Annotated in this window: 16 protein-coding genes; 8 read left to right on the top strand and 8 right to left on the bottom strand. The window is 58.5% G+C overall.

Features of this window, described 5'->3' with window-relative positions:
* Nucleotides 1-18 precede the first annotated feature (18 nt).
* Nucleotides 19-489, top strand: a complete 471-nt coding sequence (locus GGR28_RS11875) for a hypothetical protein (protein WP_183496022.1) — start codon at nt 19-21, stop codon at nt 487-489.
* Between the two features lie 6 nt (nt 490-495).
* Nucleotides 496-738: a hypothetical protein gene (locus GGR28_RS11870; protein ID WP_183496021.1), complete on the top strand. Its 243-nt coding sequence runs from the start codon at nt 496-498 to the stop codon at nt 736-738.
* Between the two features lie 34 nt (nt 739-772).
* Here the strand turns inward: GGR28_RS11870 and GGR28_RS11865 are convergent, their stop codons facing one another.
* The 4 genes from GGR28_RS11865 to GGR28_RS11850 form a co-directional block, all read right to left on the bottom strand.
* Nucleotides 773-1,633, bottom strand: a complete 861-nt coding sequence (locus tag GGR28_RS11865; protein WP_183496020.1) for a mechanosensitive ion channel family protein — start codon at nt 1,631-1,633, stop codon at nt 773-775.
* 75 nt (nt 1,634-1,708) lie between these two features.
* Nucleotides 1,709-1,951, bottom strand: a complete 243-nt coding sequence (locus tag GGR28_RS11860; protein WP_183496019.1) for a hypothetical protein — start codon at nt 1,949-1,951, stop codon at nt 1,709-1,711.
* A 106-nt stretch (nt 1,952-2,057) separates the two neighbouring features.
* Nucleotides 2,058-2,633 carry an RNA polymerase sigma factor gene (locus tag GGR28_RS11855; protein WP_183496018.1) on the bottom strand — a complete coding sequence of 192 codons (576 nt, stop codon included), beginning with the start codon at nt 2,631-2,633 and terminating at the stop codon, nt 2,058-2,060.
* A 126-nt stretch (nt 2,634-2,759) separates the two neighbouring features.
* A complete protein-coding gene (locus tag GGR28_RS11850; protein WP_183496017.1) occupies nt 2,760-3,380 on the bottom strand; it encodes a low molecular weight phosphatase family protein in 621 nt (206 codons plus the stop codon).
* A gap of 107 nt (nt 3,381-3,487) precedes the next feature.
* Between GGR28_RS11850 and GGR28_RS11845 the strand changes: the two genes are divergently transcribed.
* Both GGR28_RS11845 and GGR28_RS11840 read left to right on the top strand, forming a co-directional pair.
* Nucleotides 3,488-3,952 carry a hypothetical protein gene (locus GGR28_RS11845; RefSeq protein WP_183496016.1) on the top strand — a complete coding sequence of 155 codons (465 nt, stop codon included), beginning with the start codon at nt 3,488-3,490 and terminating at the stop codon, nt 3,950-3,952.
* Between the two features lie 268 nt (nt 3,953-4,220).
* Nucleotides 4,221-6,761, top strand: a complete 2,541-nt coding sequence (locus tag GGR28_RS11840; RefSeq protein ID WP_183496015.1) for a CHAT domain-containing protein — start codon at nt 4,221-4,223, stop codon at nt 6,759-6,761.
* Here the strand turns inward: GGR28_RS11840 and GGR28_RS11835 are convergent.
* A complete protein-coding gene (locus GGR28_RS11835; RefSeq protein WP_183496014.1) occupies nt 6,748-8,427 on the bottom strand; it encodes a hypothetical protein in 1,680 nt (559 codons plus the stop codon). The two genes, GGR28_RS11840 and GGR28_RS11835, sit on opposite strands and share 14 nt — an antisense overlap.
* Before the next feature lie 132 nt (nt 8,428-8,559).
* Here GGR28_RS11835 and GGR28_RS11830 point away from each other — a divergent pair, with 132 nt between their 5' ends.
* Nucleotides 8,560-12,048, top strand: coding sequence for an AsmA family protein (locus GGR28_RS11830; RefSeq protein ID WP_183496013.1), 3,489 nt, complete (start codon nt 8,560-8,562; stop codon nt 12,046-12,048).
* Between the two features lie 64 nt (nt 12,049-12,112).
* Here GGR28_RS11830 and GGR28_RS11825 read toward each other — a convergent pair whose 3' ends face one another.
* Together GGR28_RS11825 and GGR28_RS11820 are read right to left on the bottom strand one after the other, a co-directional pair.
* Nucleotides 12,113-12,907: a hypothetical protein gene (locus GGR28_RS11825; protein WP_183496012.1), complete on the bottom strand. Its 795-nt coding sequence runs from the start codon at nt 12,905-12,907 to the stop codon at nt 12,113-12,115.
* On the bottom strand, nt 12,904-13,482 hold the full coding sequence (locus GGR28_RS11820) for an RNA polymerase sigma factor (protein WP_183496011.1): 579 nt from the start codon (nt 13,480-13,482) through the stop codon (nt 12,904-12,906). Before GGR28_RS11820 ends, GGR28_RS11825 begins: the two co-directional genes overlap by 4 nt.
* A 168-nt stretch (nt 13,483-13,650) precedes the next feature.
* Between GGR28_RS11820 and GGR28_RS11815 the strand changes: the two genes are divergently transcribed.
* From GGR28_RS11815 to GGR28_RS11805, 3 genes are all read left to right on the top strand, one after another.
* A complete protein-coding gene (locus GGR28_RS11815) occupies nt 13,651-15,021 on the top strand; it encodes a DUF5723 family protein (protein WP_183496010.1) in 1,371 nt (456 codons plus the stop codon).
* 260 nt (nt 15,022-15,281) lie between these two features.
* On the top strand, nt 15,282-18,476 hold the full coding sequence (locus GGR28_RS11810) for a SusC/RagA family TonB-linked outer membrane protein (protein ID WP_183496009.1): 3,195 nt from the start codon (nt 15,282-15,284) through the stop codon (nt 18,474-18,476).
* A 67-nt stretch (nt 18,477-18,543) separates the two neighbouring features.
* A complete protein-coding gene (locus GGR28_RS11805; RefSeq protein ID WP_183496008.1) occupies nt 18,544-20,286 on the top strand; it encodes a RagB/SusD family nutrient uptake outer membrane protein in 1,743 nt (580 codons plus the stop codon).
* A 105-nt stretch (nt 20,287-20,391) separates the two neighbouring features.
* Here GGR28_RS11805 and GGR28_RS11800 read toward each other — a convergent pair whose 3' ends face one another.
* The gene (locus GGR28_RS11800; RefSeq protein ID WP_183496007.1) at nt 20,392-22,893 is read right to left on the bottom strand and encodes a ribonucleoside-diphosphate reductase subunit alpha; all 2,502 of its coding nucleotides are present in this window, start codon (nt 22,891-22,893) and stop codon (nt 20,392-20,394) included.
* Between the last annotated feature and the right edge of the window lie 48 nt (nt 22,894-22,941).

Raw genomic sequence — 22,941 nt, 5'->3', positions numbered from 1 at the left:
CATTATAAACATCGCCTCATGGTACGAATCCTGCTCTCCGTTGTTCTCCTGCTCGCCTCCCTGGCGGCCTGTACTTCCCAGGAAGTCGAACTATCCGAAGACGAAACCCTGATCTCTATCCTAAAGACCGAGGAGTATCGCGCGTACCGAATCGCCAATCGAACGCTAAGCGACTTTCTCGCCTCCCAAAGTATCGATCTGCAGGCACTGGAAAGAAACATTCAGGCATCGGGCCATAACGACCCCCAAACAGCTCCGACTCGGGTGGTTTTTACGCAAGTAGCCGGCGGCGGCGAGTATTACGATCTGCACCAAAAGGTCGCTCAGGCCCGCGCAGCACTCCACGACAAGACCGGATACAACAACCTCCCACAATCCGACCGACAGCGACTGTACCGCCTGTATCAGCAAGTGGAGGGACAACGATTCAGCACCCTGCAACTACTGGAGATCCTCAACGCCAACCGCACACCGAACCCCCAACGCTAGCACGCCATGAAACCCGTACTACTCACCCTGTTCACCAGCCTAACGCTGTTCTCGATGGCAAAGCAGGAAGACTGCCTGAAGCAATTCCAAAAGGATATAAGCACGCTCTACGAAACCCGCGAAATGCGAGCCGAATGGTGCGACGGGGCCAGCCTGCCCACCTACTGTCACCGCGAAAACGACCGAAAGTTCCAGCACGGAGTCGGACAAGCCGCCGACGCCTACGACATCTGCGAAGACGCCGTTTAAGCCCCGTCCTTCAATCCCTCACCCCTTCATTCCCTCACCCCTTCATTCCCTTCACCCCCTCACCTCCCTCAACAATCAACACCGACTGCGAAATCAACCGCTGACTCGGTATCACCAGTTTCTCCCGCGCATTGATCTGTAGGGTGACGGACAGACTCGTAATCGCAACCACCTCCCCGCGCTGCCCGTCCACTTCAATGGTCTGTCCGATCTTGACGACACGGCGGTTGAAGAAGCCGGCCAGTATATTGGCCATCACCTCCCGGGAAGCAAAGCCGTAGGAAATGGCGGCGGCCAGCATGATGGCACCGACGATGACGAGCATGTTCGAGGTGATGATGCTGGTATCGACACCGGCCTGTTCGAGGGCGGTGAGGGAGACGATCAGCAGCAGCAGGTAGTAAATAACCGAACTGATGATGCGGCCGGCACTGATGCCCAGGCTCCCCGTCGCCCCCCGAATCGCATTGCGGATGAAGGTGACGATGTAAAAGCCGATAATAAAAAACACGATGGCGGCCAGCAACTGCGGCAGGTAGGACAGCAGCTTGGAGATCTCGGTGGAGACGGCCGTCCAGCCCACGGTATCGGCGGCGGTGATGATCACGACCAGTATGAGCACCCAGTAGATGAAGCGGGCGATCAGGTTGGAAGGTGTTTCCTTTACGTTGGCCCGGGCAATCATGTCATCGGCCCCTACCCGCTGGGCAAGTACGTCAAATTTAGCCACCGTGAGTACGCGCTCCACTACCCGCGAGATAAGTCGGGCAATCAGCCAACCGAGCAACAGCACGACAATCGCCGCAAATATCCGGGGCAGGGCCATCATGAAGGTGCGCCCCATAGCCTGCAGGCTGTCCAGAAAGAGGAGGGAATAATCGGTTGCTTCGTTCATGATAGTAAAGAGTGAGTGGAGTGAGTATTTCTAAAAGGGGGGGGGTAATGCGATTTGCCGGCAGCAGCAGATGGATCAGCTCCCGAAGTCGTCGTCGCCTTCCGGATCGGTGAGCAGATCGAGAAATTCCGTGGTGGCCTCGCCGAATTTTCCGGTAAACAGGTCCCCGACCTCCCCCACCAGGTCAATCAGGTCGAGGGTGCGAAACACCTCCTCCCGCAACTGGGGTGCCGGCCCCGCCGACGCTTCGGCTTCCTCCTCGGCGAGTTGCTGAAACCGGGCCTCCAGGAGGAGCTGCATGGTCGTCTTGTCACTCATAGGGTAAGTGTTGGGGTGATCCGGTCATGACTAAAAGAGTCGGGTGCGGGCAATGCGTCACCCGCAGGGTGAATATAATATTCGTTGCTCCGCCGATCTGCCGTTCTCATTCGCTCTCCATTTGTCGGTACAGCTCCGCCAGGTGGGTCCGGCTACGCTTCAACCGCATTTTCACCGCGCTCTCCCCAATATCCAGCAGTCGACCGATCTGCAGGACGGAAAGCCCTTCCTGGTACTTCAGCAACAGGATGATCTGCTCCTCCTCCTTCAACTGATCGAGCATCCGGGCAAGCTGAGAAATCCGCAATTCGCCCAGCATCTTCTCGGTAAACTCTTCTTCCCCGGTATCCGCCGGATCGCGATCGACCTGGATCTCCTCGAAGCGCAGCCGCCTGGCCTGCCGCAGGTAAGTCACGCAGTGGTTGTAAGTGATCGAAAAGATCCAACTCCCCAACCCCTCCGGATTTTTAAGTTTATCCAGATTTGTAAACACCTTGATGAATACGTCGTGCGCCAGATCATGGGCTACCGTCTCGTTCTTTACGATCGACCGGCACTTAAAGTACACCCGATCCGCAAAGCGCGTATAGATCTCATTCAGGCAATCCTTATCCCCGGACCGCCCCCCCAGCACCAGCTCTTCACTCGAGCGCTCGATATCACTTGCTATAGGTCGTTCCAAATCTATGCTAAACCAAGTAAGGCCAGGTAATCGACAGACCACTCGCCGGCCCACCATCGAACCAAGGTAGCATTTTCTCAATCCTTCACCCCCCTCAATCCCTCAATCCCTCACCCCTTCAATCCTTCACCCCCTCACCCCCTTCACCCCCCAAAACACCTCCCCCCCAATCTCCCTCACCCGCTCATCGTACCGCGCCTCTTCCTCCGGCGTACCGTCAGCCTCCTTGGGATCATCGTACGTAAGTGCCAGCCGCAGTTCCGCTCCCGGTATAAAGGGGCAATTCTCATCCGCATGGGAGCAGGTCATCACGGCCGCGAAATCCTTTCCCGGATTGGCCGGATTGTCGAACGTCTTAGACCAGCATTCCAGCGGTTCCGCCTCGTCGGAGAAGCGCACCCTGTACCTGGGGTTGTCTCCTTCCGGTGCATCGATCACGAAACCAGCCCTGCGCAGGGCGGCTACCGCACGTGGGTTGAAGGCCGTCGCTTCCGTGCCGCCGGAGTAAGTTTCCACGTGGTCGAGCCCGTAATATGCCGCCGCCACCGCAGTCCAAATTTGGGCGAGGTGACTCCTCCGCGAGTTGTGGGTACAGATAAAATTTAGCGCTGCCGTATCCCCCGATTTTTCCGCTACGTATCGCCGCAATTTCCTCAGCAGCTTCTTTCTTTCGGGATCGATTCGTTCACCCCCTTCGATTAATTCGGCAACGTACTTCGCCAGGGACGGGTATAACTTTACGGGCATAACATCTTTTTTTTGCGGCGGGGCGCGGGAGCAGGGTAATTCCTTAAAGCAAAGCTAAACCGCTCCGGGCACTGAGCCTTTTGGTTCTTACTGACGTCTTATAAATAATGCAGTTGCTTTACGCCTTTCTAATCATTCTATTGCACCTCGGCCTCACCGGCCAGACCGACGCTCTCCTGCAGGCCTCCACCTGGCAGGAAGCCGCAAGCGGGTATTCCCTGCGCTTCACCCCCGACGGCACCTTCGAACAGGATTACGGCGAAAACGCCCGCGGCGGCCGCTACCTCATGGGCCGCTACGCCGTCGACAGCACCGGCCATATGCTCACCCTTTCGGTCGATTACTTCCTCGGCAAGAGCCGCCTCCCCGGTCGCTACCGCCGTGGTCAGGATTTCTACCTTGACTTTACCATCGACACCCTCACCGCCACCCGGCTGGTCCTCATCGATCGCCTTACCGATGAGCTCCGCACCTTCACCGCCGTCCCCCATGACCGCGAAGATCCCGCCCGCCGTCGCATTCCCAAACCCGAGCTCGGCAAACTTAAATTACCCGAAGGCTGGGGCCAGTAGCGACGGCCTTCAGCCGTCACGCTGCCTGTAAAAAACAGCTGGCCACACCACAGCCAGACGGCTAAAGGCCGTCGCTACTCGTGACTCATCAGTAGCGACGGCCTTCAGCCGTCACGCTGCCCGAAAAAAATAGCTACCCGCACCACAGCCAGACGGCTCAAGCCGTCGCTACTGGCCACGCTTGCGCACTTCCCTTACGGATGGTAACTTGTATTAATACCCCTGAGATACTTTGCCAACACATCCCGTTATTCTCTTTTTAGTATGCATGCTCCTGCTCAACGGCTGCGCCGCTGACCCGGTTTCCGACGCACCCGACTCGCCGGAAAACCTTGCCTATCGTCAATCGCTGGATGTCATAAAGAGCAAATACAACGTCCTGAACCTCCCCGAAGCCATGCTTCGGGCCCGGAGTTTACGCGCCGCGCTCGACTCGACCACCCACTCCGTTAATCCCGCATTACGGGCAGAACTGTACCAGTATTTGGCGATGCTGCACTTCGATCACGCGTCATTTTCAGATTCCGTTGCCTACTATACCGAAGCGGCAAAGAACCTCCCGGTTGACCTCCAGGGCCCGGAATTCGTCGCGCGGCAACTGTTGTGCGCTGCGTACACGGGCTTCTTTAACCGGGCCTGGATCGAAATTCAGATGATGGCCCATCTCGGTCGGGAAAGCCTGCGGGAAGAAAACCAAATCGACGAAACCCTCTACGGAAGATTGCTGCTCATCCAGGCAGTCGCGGCCAAGAAGTACGGCGATGGGTCCTCCTCAAATGAACTACGCGATCAGTACTACGCGGAGGCGGAACAGCTCTTGCGCGAAGCGATAGATCGCCTTAACCGGAAAGAGAATCCCCTCGAGCGGCGGGTGTGGGAAGAACTCGTCATCCTGAATACCCGGTTTCCGTCACGGGGCGCCCATACCGTGAACCTGATCGACACCGTTGGCCAGCAGTGCGCGCCGAATGGAGAAGTAGTGGGTTTTACCGATTGGTTACTAGGGTACTGGCATCAGCGCCGCGGTCGAGCGGACAGCTCACAAGTCTACTTCCGGCGTCACCTGGAGCGTGGACCCCAGTTCTGTACCGGTTACGCCGACGAAGCGCGGTTCTTGCTCCAATTCGCAGCAGTGGAGCGACAGGACTACCCGGAAGCCAAGGCACTGAATCTCGCAAGCATGGGGTCGTACGGATGCTGTCCGGACCAGCGTGCACCCCACCCTAGTGATCTCTCCACCTGCCTGGAGCGCCCCAGTTGTGTCTTCTTCCTGGCAGCCCAGGCCGGCATCTACCTCCACCGCTACCGTAAGCAGGGGGATCGGGCCGATCTGGACACCGCAGTCAACCTGAGCAATCTGGCCCTGCAATCCTACCAATCGTCCTTTCCGAGTATGATGGAGGAGGCCGTTCTGAACCGCATCAATGTAATCGGCAACCGACTACTGGACGTTGCGCTGTCCGCCGCGGTGGAGCACGCGCGGGTCGATCAGCGGATCGAGTCGTACAACGCCATCCTGCGGGCCATGGAGCTCGGCAAGACATTTCTGCTCCTCGGAGAGCAAATTGCCCTGCAACAGGCGGGAGAAGTGGGCCACCAATTGGCCATTTCGGAGATTAACTCCAGTATTAAACTCCTAAAACAAGCCTACGCAGATCGATCTGACCGTTCTGAGTCCGCACTGGCCCAGTACCGACAAGCCTCCAGCAACCTGAATGACCTCGAGCGAAGGGCAAATACCAAGCCCTTTTTCCTTCCCGAAGTACACCGAACGGGCGATCGGTTGCGCATCGCGTCGGTACGGGAGACGCTGGCTCCGAACGAAGCATTTGTCGAGTTTGCCGAAACCGACGGTGGTATCTACGGATTGTTTATCGACCGCGATACCGTCGTAGTCTACGACGTAGCACCGGCTGCACTAGAAAAGATCGATCCGCTGATCCGGCAACTGATGGACCACAACCAACCACCGATCGCCGCCTTCGCCCAGTTGTCTTTCGGTTTATTCAATGATGTATTCGGCCCGGTAAAGGAGTGTCTAACAAAAAATTCCATGCTGTCTATTGTACCGAGCACCTCCCTGGAGGGGATACCCTTCCCGGCACTGCTCTACGAACGCGACACTCTAGCACAGTCCTACGCCGGCTTGCCCTACCTGGTCAAACGTCACGAAGTCCGGCAACTTGGCAGTTGGCGTACCGATCGGGAACTCCACAAGCGCAGACAGCCCCTCGGCAAAACGCTACGGATCGGCAGCTGGACCCACCCCGAACTCGACGGCTACCTCGCGGAGGTATCCACCTTCGTACTGGCCCACCCGCTCACTACCGGAGACCATCACCGGGGCAGCGACTGCAATCGCAACAGCTTCCTTGCCCACAAGCAGGAATACGACCTGATCCACCTTTCGGTACACGCCCGCGGTAATCCCGCCCGGCTCCACGACAATTACCTCTACCTCTCCACCCGGGACAGCATCAACGGCCTTACCGTCGGGCAGGCTCCCCTCCGGGCCCGGCTGGTCGTACTGGCCGCCTGTTCGACGGCGAGCGGCTTTGGAAGCCGGGGGGAGGGCACCTTTAGTTTGCGGCGCAGTTTCCACCTGGCCGGGGTGCCGGACGTCGTATCGTCCGTCTTCGACGTCCCGGCGGCGGCAACGGCAACCCTCCTAGATCGCTTTTACACCCACTTGCTTGCGGGCAAGCCGCCGGCTGCCGCCCTTTCGCTCGCGCAACGGGCCAGTATAGACGGACAATTCGGACCCAGATATTCCTTTCCGGGATACTGGGCGGGACTTATTCTTGGCTAGCGGCCAGCGAAACAGGCTCCAGGGATAAATCGAAGGCAATGTACATTTGGGGTTTATCCAAATAATAAATGCCCCGTAGGTAAAAGAAAGTACTCTCGTTCGAAGCGGTGAGCTTTTCGTGAACGGAGCGGCGGATCGCCTCGTCGTTCACCACGGGATACCAGATGATGGTTCGGTTTTCGGTGACCATCGGTACGATGCGCAACGCTTCGGTAGTCTGGAGCATCTGGTATATCCAATCTCCCGTACGCTTTTTGTTGTCCGGAACGGATCCTTCCGCAGTAATAGCGTACGCCTCGATCCAATCCCATTCGATACAAATGTATGCCCCCTCGTCAAGCCCCGCAACCAGCGGATAGGCGAAGGCGCTGAAGGGCTTGATTTCCGCATAGGAGATCTCTTCACCTTCCGGTAATGGCTCGTATTCGTCATTGGGCCGCCGACTTCTTTCAATATACCGGTCCTTAAAATTAATTCGGTCCAGGATATTTAACCTCGATACCCCTCCCCTGTCGGTATCCAGGATTAAATCTTGCCCGAAGGCACCTTCGGTAGGTGCCAGCAGATCGCGGACCCTGCGGGCACCGCCCGGAATATCCACCGGAATGAGTCGCGCCTTTCCCTCGAAGTTCGTCGTGGAAAGGATGTCCTCCGCAATGGGAGTAAACGCGTAACACTGGACGGACCCTGCCGTTAGGGCGACAAGGGCCTTGCTGTCGTATGCGGTCTGGACGGATTCCTCGGCTTCCGGTAAATCGTCCCCGAAGAGCAGCGCATTCGATTCCGCTTCGCCGGCGGACACTGACTGGTTAGACCTGGATAGCCCATCCATTTGCACCACCACGCACATATTAAGCCCCTTTAGTCTTTGTGGGCTGTGCAGTCCATACACTTCATCCTTGTCGGTGTTCCAGACATGCTCGTGGTACTGCTCCCTTTCCTGTAAATCGGTGGAGTGCGCGAACCAAATAATCTCACAGGAGGGGGAAACGGTTCCTACCATCGGTACCGGGTCGGTCCCACCGAAAAATTTCTCCAGATACCGCCGTACGTGGCGAAAGCGGGTAGCGGCGTAACCGCGGTGCCAGTCCCATAGTACGGCGATATAGCCGGTGTCTTCGTGTATATTCTCCCTTACCGCCGAGTTTAGGGTGTCGTACCGCGAACTGGCTAACTTAATCGAACAGGGGTTTACGGTGCGGCCGTACAGAAGTAAAGGTTCGGCCTCACCAAGTATCGTTTTCTTATCCCCCTCCTGCGGTAGTGTTTCATGTTCGCAGAAGTGGCTGCTTTCGAAGCGTTGCGTGGAGGGCGCTGCGATTGGGCCGTGGATACGATCCAGCAAATTCGTTTGAAAGGATAGCTGACTGAACCGTGGATCGAGCATATCGGTGCCGTACGGGCTCCGGTAATTGGGATTCTCAAAATCGTCCGAGATACACTCCATTCGCATCATACCCCGTGGTATGACGATAGGGATCAACTGTGCGGCATAAGCCGCTCCGGCTTCGGGGTGAATAAGATCGACTCCCGCCCCGGGTCGAAAACCGACATACTGCAGGCCCCGATCCCGAAACCCCTGAAAACACCGGGGATCGATCGTATGGGGACTCAGGTGTCGGTGGACGGGTTTTACGGTATGAAAATGAATGTCCGGGTGTGGCATAATGGGTGGTTGTGAAAGGTGTGATAAATAATGCATACAGCTTCGCTACTAATATACTTTCAATACCCAGAGGAAGGGCGGCCAAACTCCGGCGGCCGTTTCCCCGTTCCAGTTAGGCATTCGCTTCACCCCATGCTCAAAAAGATCCTGCTCTGGACCGCCGCGCTCTTCACCCTGATTCTGCTCGTGGCGGTCGGACTGGTCTTTGCCCTCGATCGATACCTCAACACCCACGAGGAAAAGTTGCTCCACGACCTGCTTCCCACGGCCGGCCTCGAAATAGCCTTTCGGAAAGTGGACGTGCGGTTGTGGGATTCCTTCCCCCTGGTTCACGTAACGGTCGATAGCCTGGTGGTGCGCGACTCCCTGCGACCGACGCAAGTACCGCCCCTAATCTCGTTGAAGAGCTTTCGCACTGAATTTTCTGTCGCCCAATTGCTTCACGATACGGTGGAACTACAGCACCTTGAACTAAGCCACGGAACATTCCACCTGGAAACCGACTCACTGGGCAATACCAATTCAGGCCTGCTCTTTTCCCGAGAATCTACTGCCCCGATAGCTATCGGGGCGTCCCCGCCCAAATTTCACCTGAAGTGGGACGGACTGACGCTACGACTGGAGGACCTCGCCGTGACCTACCTACACGCCCCACGCCGAAAACATCTGGAAGCCCACCTTAACTCCGTACAAGGAATCGGCCGGCGTGCCCCCCGGGGCGGCGTAGATCTGTGTACCGATATTGACCTGCACGTGGCCGGTCTGGCCTTCAACACCGATAAAGGTGCCTATCTGACCGACAGCCGGGTGAGCGGTGACCTGGACGTACGTGTTGATGACCGCGGATGGGACGTGGCCCCCACCCGACTGAAGCTCGGGGATCAGTACTTTAACGTCGAAGCGTCGATTGCCCCCCGCAAGGGTGAGCCGAACCGCATCTTACTGAGCAACGACTCGACGGACTATGCCGTGTCGCGCACCCTCCTCCCCACCGAACTGCAGGAAAAGCTGAGTGAATACACTATTGCCGGACGCTTTCCGGTCCGCGCCGAGATCGTCAGCACCTTCGAGCGGGGCGAGAACCCGGAGGTCAACATCGATTTTCGCCTCACGGGGCAGGACGTGCAGCTGAAACAGTATGCCTTTACCCGGGCCACCGCAACGGGCCACTTCGTAAACCGGCTGGACGAGGCCTACGGCGGCACCCCCGGCAGCCGCAAGAACCTGCGCTTCGACATCGATAGCGTCAGTGCCTACCAGGGCCGTCTACACATCACCATGCCCCATGCCCTGGTCACGTCCAGCGACGTGGACACCCGCCTGCTGGCTCCGGTACGGGTGACGGGACCCGCCGCGGCGGTAAGTCAGCGCCTTAAGAACCGCGACTTTTTCTTCGACCGGGGGCGGTTCGCGTTCACAACGGATGCCGACGTTTCCCTGCTGGCCTCGATGCAGGATCTCCTTTCATCCAGTGACGGACTGCTGCGGTTTAGCGACCTTGACGTGGTGTATAGGCCGGCGGACGTGCGGTTCCCCTTTGCATATATTCAGGTCGGGAAGAGCGGTCAGGATATTGGGTTTCATATTCAGAGCAGCCCACTGCCGACCGGCGTCGCCCTTGAGCTGATGGGGAACATCGATAACCTTACGCCCCTCCTCTTTGACCGGCCGGGGCAGCAGATCCGCACCGATGTGACCCTGCTGGCTCCCCGCATCAACTGGACCGACTTTCGGTCCTTCTTCGGGCAGGAGGGTTACTTCCCCACGGATACCGTAAGCCAGGAGGAACAACAGGTGGAATCGATGAAGACTGCCCTACTTGGTCTGCAGCGCACCTTCCGTCCATCGGTCGATGTCCGGCTCGACACGGTCGGGTACTACGACGTATTTACGCTTACCGACGTGCGTACCGGAATGCATTTTTCCTCCGACACCCTGGTACTCGACCGGACCAGTTTCAACTGGGCGGGCAGCGATCTGGCCTTCGGGGCACGGCTCGATCTGGGGGAGCGGCAACGGACTCCCTTCCAGCTCATGATGCAGGCCGACCACCTGAACCTGAACCGGCTGCGCCCGACGCTGGATTACTTCGGTCCCACATTGCCGGCGGAACTCGACACCTTGCCCGATGACCTGACGATTCACTTTGCCCACCAGGGCATCATCGAGGATACGGTGGGCATCTCTCCCGACCACAATTCCGGTAGCCTCATCTTTCACGACGGCCGCAACCGCCTGTTCTCCGGCGAACTCACCTACGCCCCCGGACCACTCGGGCTGGAGAGCCACACCCGCCTCCGCGGCGATCCACAGCTGGTCAACTCCCTGTTCAGGGCGGAAGATTTCTTCTTCGGTAGCGGGCGATTCACCATCGACCTTGACCTGATCGGCACCCCGGCGGATATGGAGGAACTCGTGCGAACCGGCCACATGCAGTTGCGGATCGACAGCAGCCGCATCGAGTACCGGCCGGGGAAGGTCTACGTACCGGTGCGCCACTTCGCCGTGGATATAGCGGATGAACGGGCGAGCTATTTGCTGCAATTGCAGTCGAATTCCACGCAGCGACTGGTGGAAATGAGCGGCGAGTTGGACCGGCTTACGGGTTTTCTCTACCCCGAAACCGGACGTACCTTCAGTGTACGAACCGACGCGACCGCGGGCAGCCTCTACTGGTCTGATTTGCGGAATTACGTTATCCCCGAGAACAGCGATACGGCCGCCTTCGACCTGCAATCGTGGGTATCGGCCACCGGGGGCGTCTTCAACACGTTCCGACCGAACCTCAGTTTGGCCATCGACACCTTCTGGGCGGGCGACGATACGCCGCTGCTCAAGCTCTACAGTGGGCTACGGCTCCAGGATTCAACCCGGCTTATCCTGGAGGATTCCGGATTTACCCTCGGGGAGGGGCGGGTGCAGTTTGCCGCGAGCTACGGCCTCGACGACCGTGAGCAGTCGCCATTCACCCTGGAGTTCCATACCGATTCCTTAGTAATGGAGCAGCTCATCGAGGTACTCGCCCAGTTCGATGTTGCCCTGCCGGACAACATCGGCAAGCTGCGCGGCAACCTGTCCATGAGCGGCTTTCTCGACGGCCAGCTGGATGAGGCGCAGCAACGCCTCGTGACCGACAGCACCCAGGGTACCATCAACTTTGCCCTAACCGATCTGGAATTTATCGAGTGGCCCATGCTGATGTCCATCGGCCGTAAAGCGCTGATGAAAAAACGGTTTGAAACGCTGCGGTTTGCTCCACTGACGGGTGAAATACGCATCGATAGCGCGCGGGCAACCTTCCCCCGGCTGGAGGTGCAATCGACCGGCATTCAGGCCTTCATCGAGGGCGAATACAATTTGAATACCGGGCCGGACCTGCTCATTTCCCTGCCCCTGCGCAACATCGGGCGGGGCACCATGGATACCCCACCGGATCCAACGGGATACGCCCGATCCGGCTGGAAAGTGTACCTGGTATCGACCACCGGCAAGGACGGCCAGGCCAGGATGAAATTTCGTCTCGGACGCCGCAAGTACTTCAAAAACCGGGGGCGGCTGGAGGAATTTCGCGCGTTGCGCAAGAAGTGGCGGGAGGAGCGGCGGGCGGCACGACGGCAGTGATGTACCCCTGGCCGTCCACGTGGTAAAGACACGGTTGTCCTTAATCACCTCCAATTAGTGCCCCTTATTTCAGTTCATTCATGCGCTGCAGGAGGGACTTGCGGCGAAGCAAAAATTCCGGGTCGGCGGGGGCATCGATCGCCAGTTGTTCCCGCGCGGCGACTACGTTTCCGAGGCGCAATTCGGCCAGAGCGAGATAGTACCGCACGGCGGCCTCGTCGAACGAGCTATAGTGTCCGGAGTCGAGCAACTCGCGCAGCAGGTCGCGTGCCCGCTCCGGTTCGCCGGCTCCGAAAGCGGCGACGCCGGCGTATAGGAGGTTGAGGCTATCGAGCACCCCCTCTTCTACTCCCGTGATGATCAGGGGGTACGCCGATTCGTAATCGTATCGGTCGTAGGCCCGCAGCCCCCGCTTGGCGTCTTGCTTGGGTCCGAGCGTGGCCCCTTCCCGCTTCAGCCAGACGAAATTTTCCTCGGCCAGGCGGGCTGCGGGGTCGGGACGGTCGACCAGCCACCAACCGGCGGCGAGTAGCAACAATACCGCGGCGGCGATGACCAGCCAGGAGCGCCGGGCGGGCAGCTTCCGCACGACGGATGCGGGGTGTCCGGTACCGGCTATGTCGGCTTCGTAGCCGTGGAAGAGCTTTCGCAGTTCGTCATCCGCTTCGGTGGTTCGCGGACCGGTGCCGTATAATCCATGCCGGTGTACGGCTTCCCAGTAAGCGGCTGCCCGGGACAGCGCTTCATCCTGGGCAAGTTGCGCGCGCAGCTGACCGGCGTCGGTGGCGGACAGTTCACCGTCGTAATAGGCCTCAATGTCGGCCAGCAGTTTCGGTGTTAAATTGTCCGGGGGACTCATGGACTTTGTTTTTGTCTGGTTAGGCCGTAAAGGGTACGCAATCGTACCATACACTTGGCTTTATTATTTTTTGCCGACGCCGCGTTCTTGTACCCCAGGATATCCGCGATGGATTCCCAATCAAGGTCCAGGAAGTAAAAATGTGACAGGAGCTGCCGGCAACGGTTACCGAGTTCGCGAACTCGGGCGTAGAGGATTCTGCGGACCTCGTCACCGTCAATCTCGTACTCGGGTAGTATAAGCGGCGTCGGGAGCTTGTTGGCTTCGCGATATTCCTCCCGGCCGCGGGTTTTAAGTTTTAGGTACAGGTTCCGCGCTACGGCGTTTAGATAAGTATCCAACCGCGCCGAAAGCTCGGTGAGCCGTCCGGAGCGGATGTTGTTCACCATTATGATCATGGCATCCGTAAATAATTCCACGGCCAGGTCGTCCCGGTTGGGATCTCCCTGCCTGATAATTCGCCCGCGCAGGAAAGCCAGACACGGTTCTCGATACTTTACGTACACCGCACGCAGGGCGGCGGGGTCTTCGGAACGAATATCCGCCAGGATTTGCGTGTCAGTTAGTGTAGTCACCAGTTTATACAGGATTTTAGAAGTGGTAACCCAAGTTACTAAGCTTTTAACAATTTATCTCAGCTCCCGCGCCCCGCCGCCCAAATCTCAGATACGGCAGGTTACTATCCGAAAGCAGTAGGAATGAACGGATCAAATTCACCCACACATTCTACTTCGATGAAATACATGCTCCTCCTTCTACTTTCCTGTCTCGTCACCCTCAATACACTTTTGGCTCAGGGATATCCCGGACTCAGCGTCGACAACTACTCCGGCGTCCACGGCCTGCTCCTCAACCCCGCCAGCGTAGCCGGATCGCGAACCGGCACCGAAATTAACCTGGCCAGCGTAGCCGCTTTCGCCGCCAACGATTACCTCAAGCTCAACTCCACCGACATCAAGGAGGCCATCGACAACGACCTCAACGATCAGGTGATGCTGCGCACACCCGGCGACGACCGTTCGCTGAATGCCCACGCGGATGTGCTCGGCCCTTCCCTACTGATGAGCTTCGGCAAGCACACCGGCCTGGGAATCCTCACCCGCGCCCGCTCCCTTTACACCCTGCGCAACATGAACGGGCAGCTCGTGGAGGGAACGACGATCGGGTTCGACGAACTGGGTGATTTCACCTTCGACCAGCGCGACCACCATTCCACCCTGCACACCTGGGGAGAAGTCGCACTGGTATTCGGCACCGAGATCGTACAACTGGAGGCCCACGTCCTCAAGGCCGGCGTTTCGCTCAAGTACCTGCAGGGCCTCGGGGCGGTCTACACTTACGGCGAAGCCCTGGCGGGCAGTTATGACGCCGGCAACGGGCGCATGAGCGTGGACGGCGATGTGACCTTCGGGCGGGCCCAGGAGCTCTACTACGACGACGTTTCCTTCGACGTCCGGGCCGGTGGCGTTGGTTTTGACCTCGGACTCGTCTACGAATGGCGCCCCACTTCCGGTACGGAAACCCAGGCCTACCGTCCGTACCGCCTCCGGGTAGCTGCCTCAATCATGGACCTCGGTAAGATCACCTACGACGACACCTACGCCGATACCTACCGGCTGGCGGGCACCATCCCCGTAAGTCGCATCGAGGACGCGGGCGATACAGAATCCGCACTTTACGAGAACTTTGTCGCCACCTACGCGGAAGAGTCCGTCGACATCGGGCTGCCCACCGCCCTCAACCTCCTGGTCGACTACCGACTCACCGGCAAACTTTACGTGAGTGCGCTCTACACCTCCCCAATGTCCTCCGATGAGCGGCTCTCCAACGGGGTACCCACCACCCTTACCCTGGCACCGCGGGTGGAGACGCGCGGATTCGGACTTTACCTGCCCTACAGCTTCCGGACGGAACAGCCCAATTCCCTCGGTGTAGGCATGCGCCTGGGCCCCCTCCTGCTTGGTTCCGGCTCGTTGCTCTCCTCCGTGCTTTCCGACGGCGTACAGACCGTCGATGTATACGCCGGCATCAAGTTGCCGTTTCACCGGAAAGTAAAAAAGGACAAGCGGGCGAAGGCGAAGGGCGGGGACGCAGGTGCGGAGATGGGAAAATAAGCAGCGATCACCTAGGACCGCCTTCCAAGATCGGGCATTCGCAAGATCCCGTAGTGCAGGTGCGCTACGGGATTTTTGCGCGGTAAGCGTGTCCGAGTGAATGGAACCAGGCAGTGGATTAAGGCACTCTATTTACTTACATTGTTCGGCAGTGCACCCCCTTTATCCAGTTTTATTTCTTCTTTGTGCTTTAACTTTCTATATTCGTTCGAATACCCATTAGTTTGTAATAAGAATTAATCAACTAAGCTAACTCGATCATGCGAATTTTACTTTCTCGCGGGGCGGGAGCCTACCTGCTACTGGTAGCTTCCTTCCTCTGTGCCAACCTACTATCCGCCCAGGTTACTGGCACGGTAATCGACGCCGATACCGGTGATCCGCTTATCGGTGCCTCCATTTTGATCAAGGGCACGACTTCCGGAGCGGTCACCGACTTCGACGGGAACTACACCATCGAAGCGGAACCCGGGAATACCCTGATCTTTAGTTACACCGGTTATTCGACACAGGAGGCGCTGGTCGGCAACGAATCGGTTCTGGACGTAACCATGACCTCGGGCGAGTTGCTGGAGGAAGTAGTGGTGACCGGCTACACGGCCCAGAGCAAGCGGGACATTACCGGGGCCGTTGCCACCGTAAGTTCCGAGGAACTGCTGGCCGTACCGGCCACGACCTTCGCCCAGCAGCTGCAGGGTCGCGCTTCGGGAATTACCGTAGTGAACGACGCAACTCCGGGGGGGGAAGCAACGATACGCATCCGGGGGTACGGCACGGTGGGCAACAACAGCCCCCTCTACGTAATCGATGGGGTACCGACCCGCAACCAGAACAACCTGAACCCCAACGACATCGAGTCGCTGCAGGTGCTCAAGGACGCCTCGGCCGCCTCCATTTACGGATCCCGGGCCGCCAACGGCGTGGTCATTATTACTACCAAGAAGGGGAAGCTGGGCAAGCCCACCGTTTCCTATAATACCTACTACGGACTACAGAACGCAGCCCAGGACATAGACGTACTGAACGCGCAGGAGCTGGGGCGCTACCTCTACCTCGCCGACCTGTACGCCGGTAAGGACCCCGCTCACGGACAGTACGGCTTCGGAGCGAACGGGGAGGTGACCATCCCCAATTACGTCTTCCCCAGCGGTGCCGAAACGGCCAACGAAGATGAGTACTCCCTGACGCCGGACAACATCAACGCCATCACCCGCTCGGCCGATACCTACTGGTGGGATGAGGTGACGCGCTCGAACGCCCCCATTCAGAACCACCAGATCTCCGCCACCGGAGCAACTGAATTTGCGCGTTACGCCTTCAGCATGAACTACTTCGATCAGGAAGCCATCACGCGCTTCGTGGCCTACGAGCGCATGTCGTTACGGGCCAATACGCAGTTCTCGGCCATCAGCGACCGCCTGCGGATCGGGGAGAATTTCACCGTTTCCTTCGGCAACCGCAAGGGTGGGTACAGCAACAACAGCGAACAGAACGCGGTCTCCGGTTCCTACAAGCACCACCCCCTGCTTCCCGTTTACGACATAGCGGGCAACTTCGCCGGCAGTCGGGGGGCCAACCTCGGCAACAACTTCAACCCCTACGCCGTCCTGGCGCGGGACCAGGACGACCGCAACTATAACCTGCGCGCCTTCGGTAACGTGTACGCGGAATTCGATGTCATCAACGACTTAACCTTCAAGACCAGTTTCGGCCTCGACGCCAACACCAGCCGCAGTCGCAACATCGGCCGGCCGCAGCCGGAATACGTAGAGGGTAACTTTATTAACAGCCTTAGTATCGGGGATTCGTACGAGTACGAATGGGTGTGGACCAACACGGTGAGCTACAGCCGGGAGCTTTCTTCCGATCACCAGGTTTCCGGTCTGGCCGGCGTGGAGGCGATCAGTGGCTTCGGCGAGTTCTCCAACGCCAGCCGCCAGCGCTTCCCCTCCGAAGACAATTCGATCATTTCCTACCTGAACCTCGGCGACCTGACCACGGCCGGCAACAGCGGCGGCACCTTCAAGGATTTCTCGCTGTTCGGCGTTTTCGCCCAGGCCAACTATGCCTTCCGCGACCGCTACCTTGTGCAGGTCATCGGCCGCTACGACCAGTCGTCCCGCTTCCTGACGGCCGACAATGCAGCCTTCTTTCCTTCCGTCAGTCTCGGGTGGAGAATCTCCGACGAACCCTTCTTTTCCGGACTCAGCGCCGTATTCAGCGACCTGAAACTGCGCTACGGCTGGGGCCAGACGGGCAACCAGGAGATCGGTGACTACAACAGCTTCACGACCTACCGTTCCAACATCTTCAACGCCGGCTACCCCATCGACGGCAGCCCCAACGCACCCACCATCGGTTTCGACGCCTCGAGTTTCGGCAACCCCCTGGCGCAGTGGGAAACGACCACCTCCAACAACCTGGGCTTCGACGGGAGCATGTTTAACAACCGGCTTGACGTAGAACTGGACCTGTGGACCCGGAGCACCACCGACGTTCTCCTCCAGGTGCCCATTACCTTTAGTGCCGGAGACGCTTCCCCGCCCGCCTTCAATGTCGGTGAGGTCTCTAACCGGGGCGTCGACCTCGGGCTGAACTGGACCGGCGGATCGGATCAATTTTACTACAGCATCGGCGGCAATTTCTCGACCTACCGCAATGAGGTGGTAGCTCTCAATGACCCGGACGCCCGCATCTTCGGATTCGGTTCCCGTGTACCGTCGATGACGGTTACTCAGGCCGGACAGCCCATCTCCTCCTTCTTCGGTTTCCAGACCGACGGAATCTTTCAGAGCCAGGCGGAGGCGGATGCCCACCCCGCCTACGGCAGCTACAACGCTCCCGGTAAGTTCCGCTTCGTGGACGTCAATGAAGACGGGGTGATCTCCGACGCTGATCGTACCATCATCGGCAACCCCCACCCGGACTTCACTTACGGCCTTAACCTAACCCTGGGGTACGGCAATTTCGAACTGAACGTTTTCGGAAACGGATCGCAGGGCAACGACATCTTCAACTACACCCGCTTCTTCGCCGACTTCAACACCTTCCAGGGCAACCGTTCGCAACGAGCCCTGTACGACGCCTGGCAGCCCAGTAATCCTACGGCACCCCGGGAGCAGTGGGTAGCCGCCAACCCCGGTGCCACCTCACCCATCATGGATGCCAACGACCAGATCAGCTCCCAGGTATCGGATTACCTCATCGAGGACGGCAGTTTTTTCCGTATCCGAAACATCCAGCTTACCTACAGCCTACCAACCGAACTGGGCTCCCGGCTCGGACTATCGAACGCCCAGGTATACCTGCAGGGGCAAAATATGGTCACCATCACCAAGTACAACGGCCTCAATCCGGAGATACAGTCTAACACCGATACGACCATAGGTTTTGACGGTGGCTACATGCCGGCGGCCAGAACGGTGCTTTTCGGGCTTAACATCAGTTTCCAATAAGCCCATCTCTCGTTCAGGCGCTGTCCAGTACCTGAACCCAATCAACCACGATATAAACACAATAGTAATGAATAGCTTCCGCGCAATATTCACCCTGGTGGCACTGGCTATGGTCCTATGGACCTGTAGTGAGGAATTTCTGGAAAAAACGCCACAGGGGCAGATCAGTACTGCCTCAACCCAAACTCCCGAAGGGGTGGAAAACCTCCTCATCGGGGCCTACGCCATGGTCGACGGCACCGGGCTCGACGGTCAGGCCTCCTGGAACAATGACATCACCAACTGGGTCTTCGGCGGCATTGCCTCCGACAATGGCCTCAAGGGCACCGACGCCGGCGACCAGCCGGAGCAGTCCTTCATCGAGCGCTACGATTTTAACTCCTTCAACGGCCACATCCGCAACAAGTGGCGCGGACTGTATAAGGGGGTAGCGCGCACGAACGACGTAATCACTACGGCCCGCAACGTAGAGGGGCTGACCGAGGAACGCCGCAATCAGATCATCGCTGAGGCGCGCTTCCTCAGGGGCCTGTTCCACTTTGAGGCCCAGAAGATGTGGCGATTCCCAATCTACGTGGGCGACGACGTATACGACATCAATGACGTGGAGTCTACCAAGGTTCCCAACGGCGGAAAAATCTGGGACAAGATTGAGGCGGATTTCGAGGCCGCCGCTGCGGCCCTCCCCGAAAACCAGCCTCAGGTGGGTCGCCCCACGAGTTTTGCCGCCAAAGCCTTCCTAGCCAAGGCTAAGGTGTATCAGGGCTGGGACGATAGCGGTAACGCCGTAGTCGCAAAACTCCAGGAGGCCAAGCCTCTACTGGAGGAGATCGTAAACAGCGGCCGGTACAACCTCACTCCTCAGTTTTCCCATAACTTCCTGGTAGGAACCCGCAACAACGAGGAGTCCATCTGGGAAGTCCAGTACGCGGTAAGTAGTGCAACCGGTGACGCCGCCACCCAGGGCGTAGGACTGGCACACCCCTACATTGCCCCGTGGGGATGTTGTGGCTTCTACCAGGCTTCGCAGAATCTGGTCAACGCCTTCCGGACGGATGAGGACGGCCTGCCCTTCCTCGAGACCTTCGACCAGGAAGACGTCACCTACGAAACCGAGTACACCGACCCACTGGATCCGCGGCTGGACCATACGGTCGGCCGGCCGGGCATTCTGTATAAGAACTTTCAGATCCACCAGACCGACTTCATCCGCGACGTATCGTACGCCGGACCTTTCTCCTCCATGAAGCACGTGGCCGAGCCGGAAGGTTATGGGGTAACCGGCTGGGGTAACCTATCGGCCAACAATTACCGCATCATGCGTTACGGAATGGTTCTGCTCTGGTTAGCCGAGGTGGAAGTAGAACTCGGTAACCTGGAGCGCGCCCGCGAACTGGTCAACCTACTGCGGCAACGGGCCGGTAACAGTGAAGACTTCGTACCCAAGGTCGTTCAGGGGGAGAACAGCCGCCAGGAGTACTCCTTTGTCAACGGCCAGGTAGCGGCCAACTACAAGGTAGCAACCTACGACGACGCGTGGACCGACCAGGCCATGGCTAGGAAGGCCGTACGCTTCGAGTCTCGGCTGGAAACCGCACTGGAGGGCCACCGCTTCTTCGACCTGCAGCGCTGGGGCGTCCAGTCGGAAGTCCTCAACGCTTACCTCGACAGCGAGGAGGAGCATCGCGTCTACCTCCGTGGCGTAACCTTCGATGCGCCGCAGGATGAGTTCTACCCTATCCCTACCGAGGCCATCGACCGCTCGATCCTTAACGGGGAGGCTACGATTACACAGGATCCGAACTACTAAGCCGGAAAGCGTAAATGAAAAAACCCGCGATGCAGCTGCATCGCGGGTTTTTTTTTGCCAAGTTGGCGGAAGAGGCAAGCTATGTAAGCCCCGTCCGGCAACTACTTACGCCGAGCAGGCAATACAGTCCGGATCGTCCAAACTACACGCCTTGCCCACTTCTGCGGTCTGGGCGGCACTGAGGTCTTCGAAGCCACCGGCACTCGTAGCGACGGCTTTAGCCGTCCGGCTGTCTTTGATCTCGGGTACCACGGCCAGCTTGTCGGTTGAAGCCGACGCTACGCTGCGGCTGCCCTGTTTCACCTGTCCGTCGCCGTCGTCGCTCTGCTTGATGAGCTGGTCCTTGTCGACCGTGAACTTGATGGCGTCGCGGGCGGCTTTGGTACGGAGGTAGTACATGCCCGTCTTGAGGCCCTTCTGCCAGGCGTAGAAGTGCATGCTGGAGAGCTTACCGAAGTTGACGTTCTCGACGAAGAGATTCATCGACTGGCTCTGGCACACGAACGCGCCGCGGTCGGCCGCCATGTCGATGACAATCTTCTGGCTGATCTCCCAGACCGTCTTGTACAGGTCGCGCAGGTGCTGCGGCACGTCGTCGAATTCCTGGATGGAGCCGTTGCTCTGCATCAGGCGATTGCGCATCTGGTTGTTCCAGAGGCCAAGACCGATGAGGTCCTTGAGCAGGTGCTGGTTGATGACCACGAACTCGCCGGAGAGCGTACGCCGGGTGTACATGTTAGAGCTATAGGGCTCGAAACACTCGTTGTTGCCGAGGATCTGGCTGGTCGAAGCGGTGGGCATCGGGGCTACGAGCAGGCTATTGCGCATACCGTACTTGGCGAGGTCGGCTTTGAGGCCTTCCCAGTCCCAGCGATCGGAGGGGGTCACGCCCCACAGGTCAAACTGGAGCTGCCCCTTACTGGCGGGTGAACCCTCGTAGCTTTCGTAAGCACCGTCGCGCTTCGCCAGGGCAACGGACTCGGTACAGGCGGCGAAATAGATCGCCTCGAAGATGTCCTTGTTCAGTTGCCGTGCCTCCTCGCTATCGAAGGGCATGCGGAGCATGATGAAGGCATCGGCTAGTCCCTGCACGCCGAGGCCGATGGGGCGGTGGCGCATATTGGAGTTGCGAGCCTGCTCGATCGGGTAGTAGTTGCGATCGATGACCTTGTTCAGGTTGCGGGTGACCACGCGGGTAATCTCGTAAAGTTTCTGGAAGTCGTACTCGCGCACGTCCTCCTTCACGTACTTGGGTAGGGCCAGACTGGCAAGGTTACACACGGCTACTTCGTCGGCACTGGTGTACTCCATAATCTCGGTACAGAGGTTGGAGCTGCGTATGGTACCGAGGTTTTGCTGGTTGCTCTTCTTGTTGGCGGCATCCTTATATAGGATGTACGGCGTACCGGTTTCGATCTGACTGTCGAGAATGGCGAACCAGAGGTCCTGGGCCTTCACCGTCCTTACCGCCCGGCCTTCGGCCTCGTACTGGTGGTAGAGCGCCTCGAATTCTCCGGAGTGGAGGTCGAAGAGTCCGCCGCATTCTCCCGGATCGAACAGGCTCCAGTCGGCGCCGTCCTTCACACGTTGCATGAACAGGTCGTTCATCCACAGGGCGTAGAACAGGTCGCGGGCGCGCATTTCTTCCTTGCCGTGGTTCTTCTTCAGGTCCAGGAACTCGAAGATGTCGGCGTGCCAGGGTTCCAAGTAAACGGCGAAGGCGCCCTTGCGCTTGCCACCGCCCTGGTCTACGTAGCGGGCCGTGTCGTTGAATACCTTCAGCATCGGCACGATGCCGTTGGAGGTGCCACCGGTGCCCTTGATGTAGCTGCCTGTTGCGCGGATGTTGTGAATGCTCAGGCCAATTCCGCCAGCGCTCTGGCTGATGCGGGCGCAGCGACGGAGGGTTTCGAAAATGCCTTCGATCGAGTCGTCGGTCATGCTCAGCAGGAAGCAAGAGCTCATCTGCGGCTTGGGCGTACCCGAGTTGAACAGCGTTGGCGTGGCGTGGATGAACCACTTCTCGCTCATCAGCTGGTAGGTCTCGATGGCGGCGTCGATGTCGTCCTGGTGAATGCCGACGGCCACGCGCATGAGCATGTGCTGGGGGCGTTCCACCACGGCACCGTCGCGGCGCATGAGGTAGCTGCGTTCCAGGGTCTTGTATCCGAAGTAGTCGAATTCGAAATCGCGATCGTAGATGATGGCGGCATCCAACTTGCGCTTGTGCTTGTTGATGACGGTCATCGTGTCTTCGCCGATCAGACCGGCCGGTTCGCCAGTCTTCGGGTCCACGTAGTTGTAGAGCCCTTCCATGGTCGCGCTGAACGACTTGTCGGTCTCTTTATGCAGGTTCGAGATGGCGATGCGCGCCGCCAATTGGGCGTAATCGGGGTGGACGGTCGACATCGAGGCGGCGGTCTCCGCGGCCAGGTTGTCAAGCTCTACGGTGGTGACGCCGTCGTAAAGGCCCTGAATGACCTTCTTGCTGACGTCGATGTGGTCGACGAAGGTTTCATCGAGGCCGTAGCACAATTTCTTGATGCGGGCGGTGATTTTGTCGAAGGAGACGTCCTCGCGGCCGCCGGATCTTTTTATTACTTGCATGAGGGAGTAGATATATGATTTACGATAAACGAAGCTCGAAATGTGAGG

It is taken from the genome of Neolewinella aquimaris (assembly GCF_014197245.1).
In the GTDB taxonomy this organism is placed as follows: Bacteria; Bacteroidota; Bacteroidia; order Chitinophagales; family Saprospiraceae; genus Neolewinella; species Neolewinella aquimaris.
The sequence above is the reverse complement of the archived record's forward strand: the minus strand, read 5'-3'. Positions and strand labels throughout refer to the sequence as shown.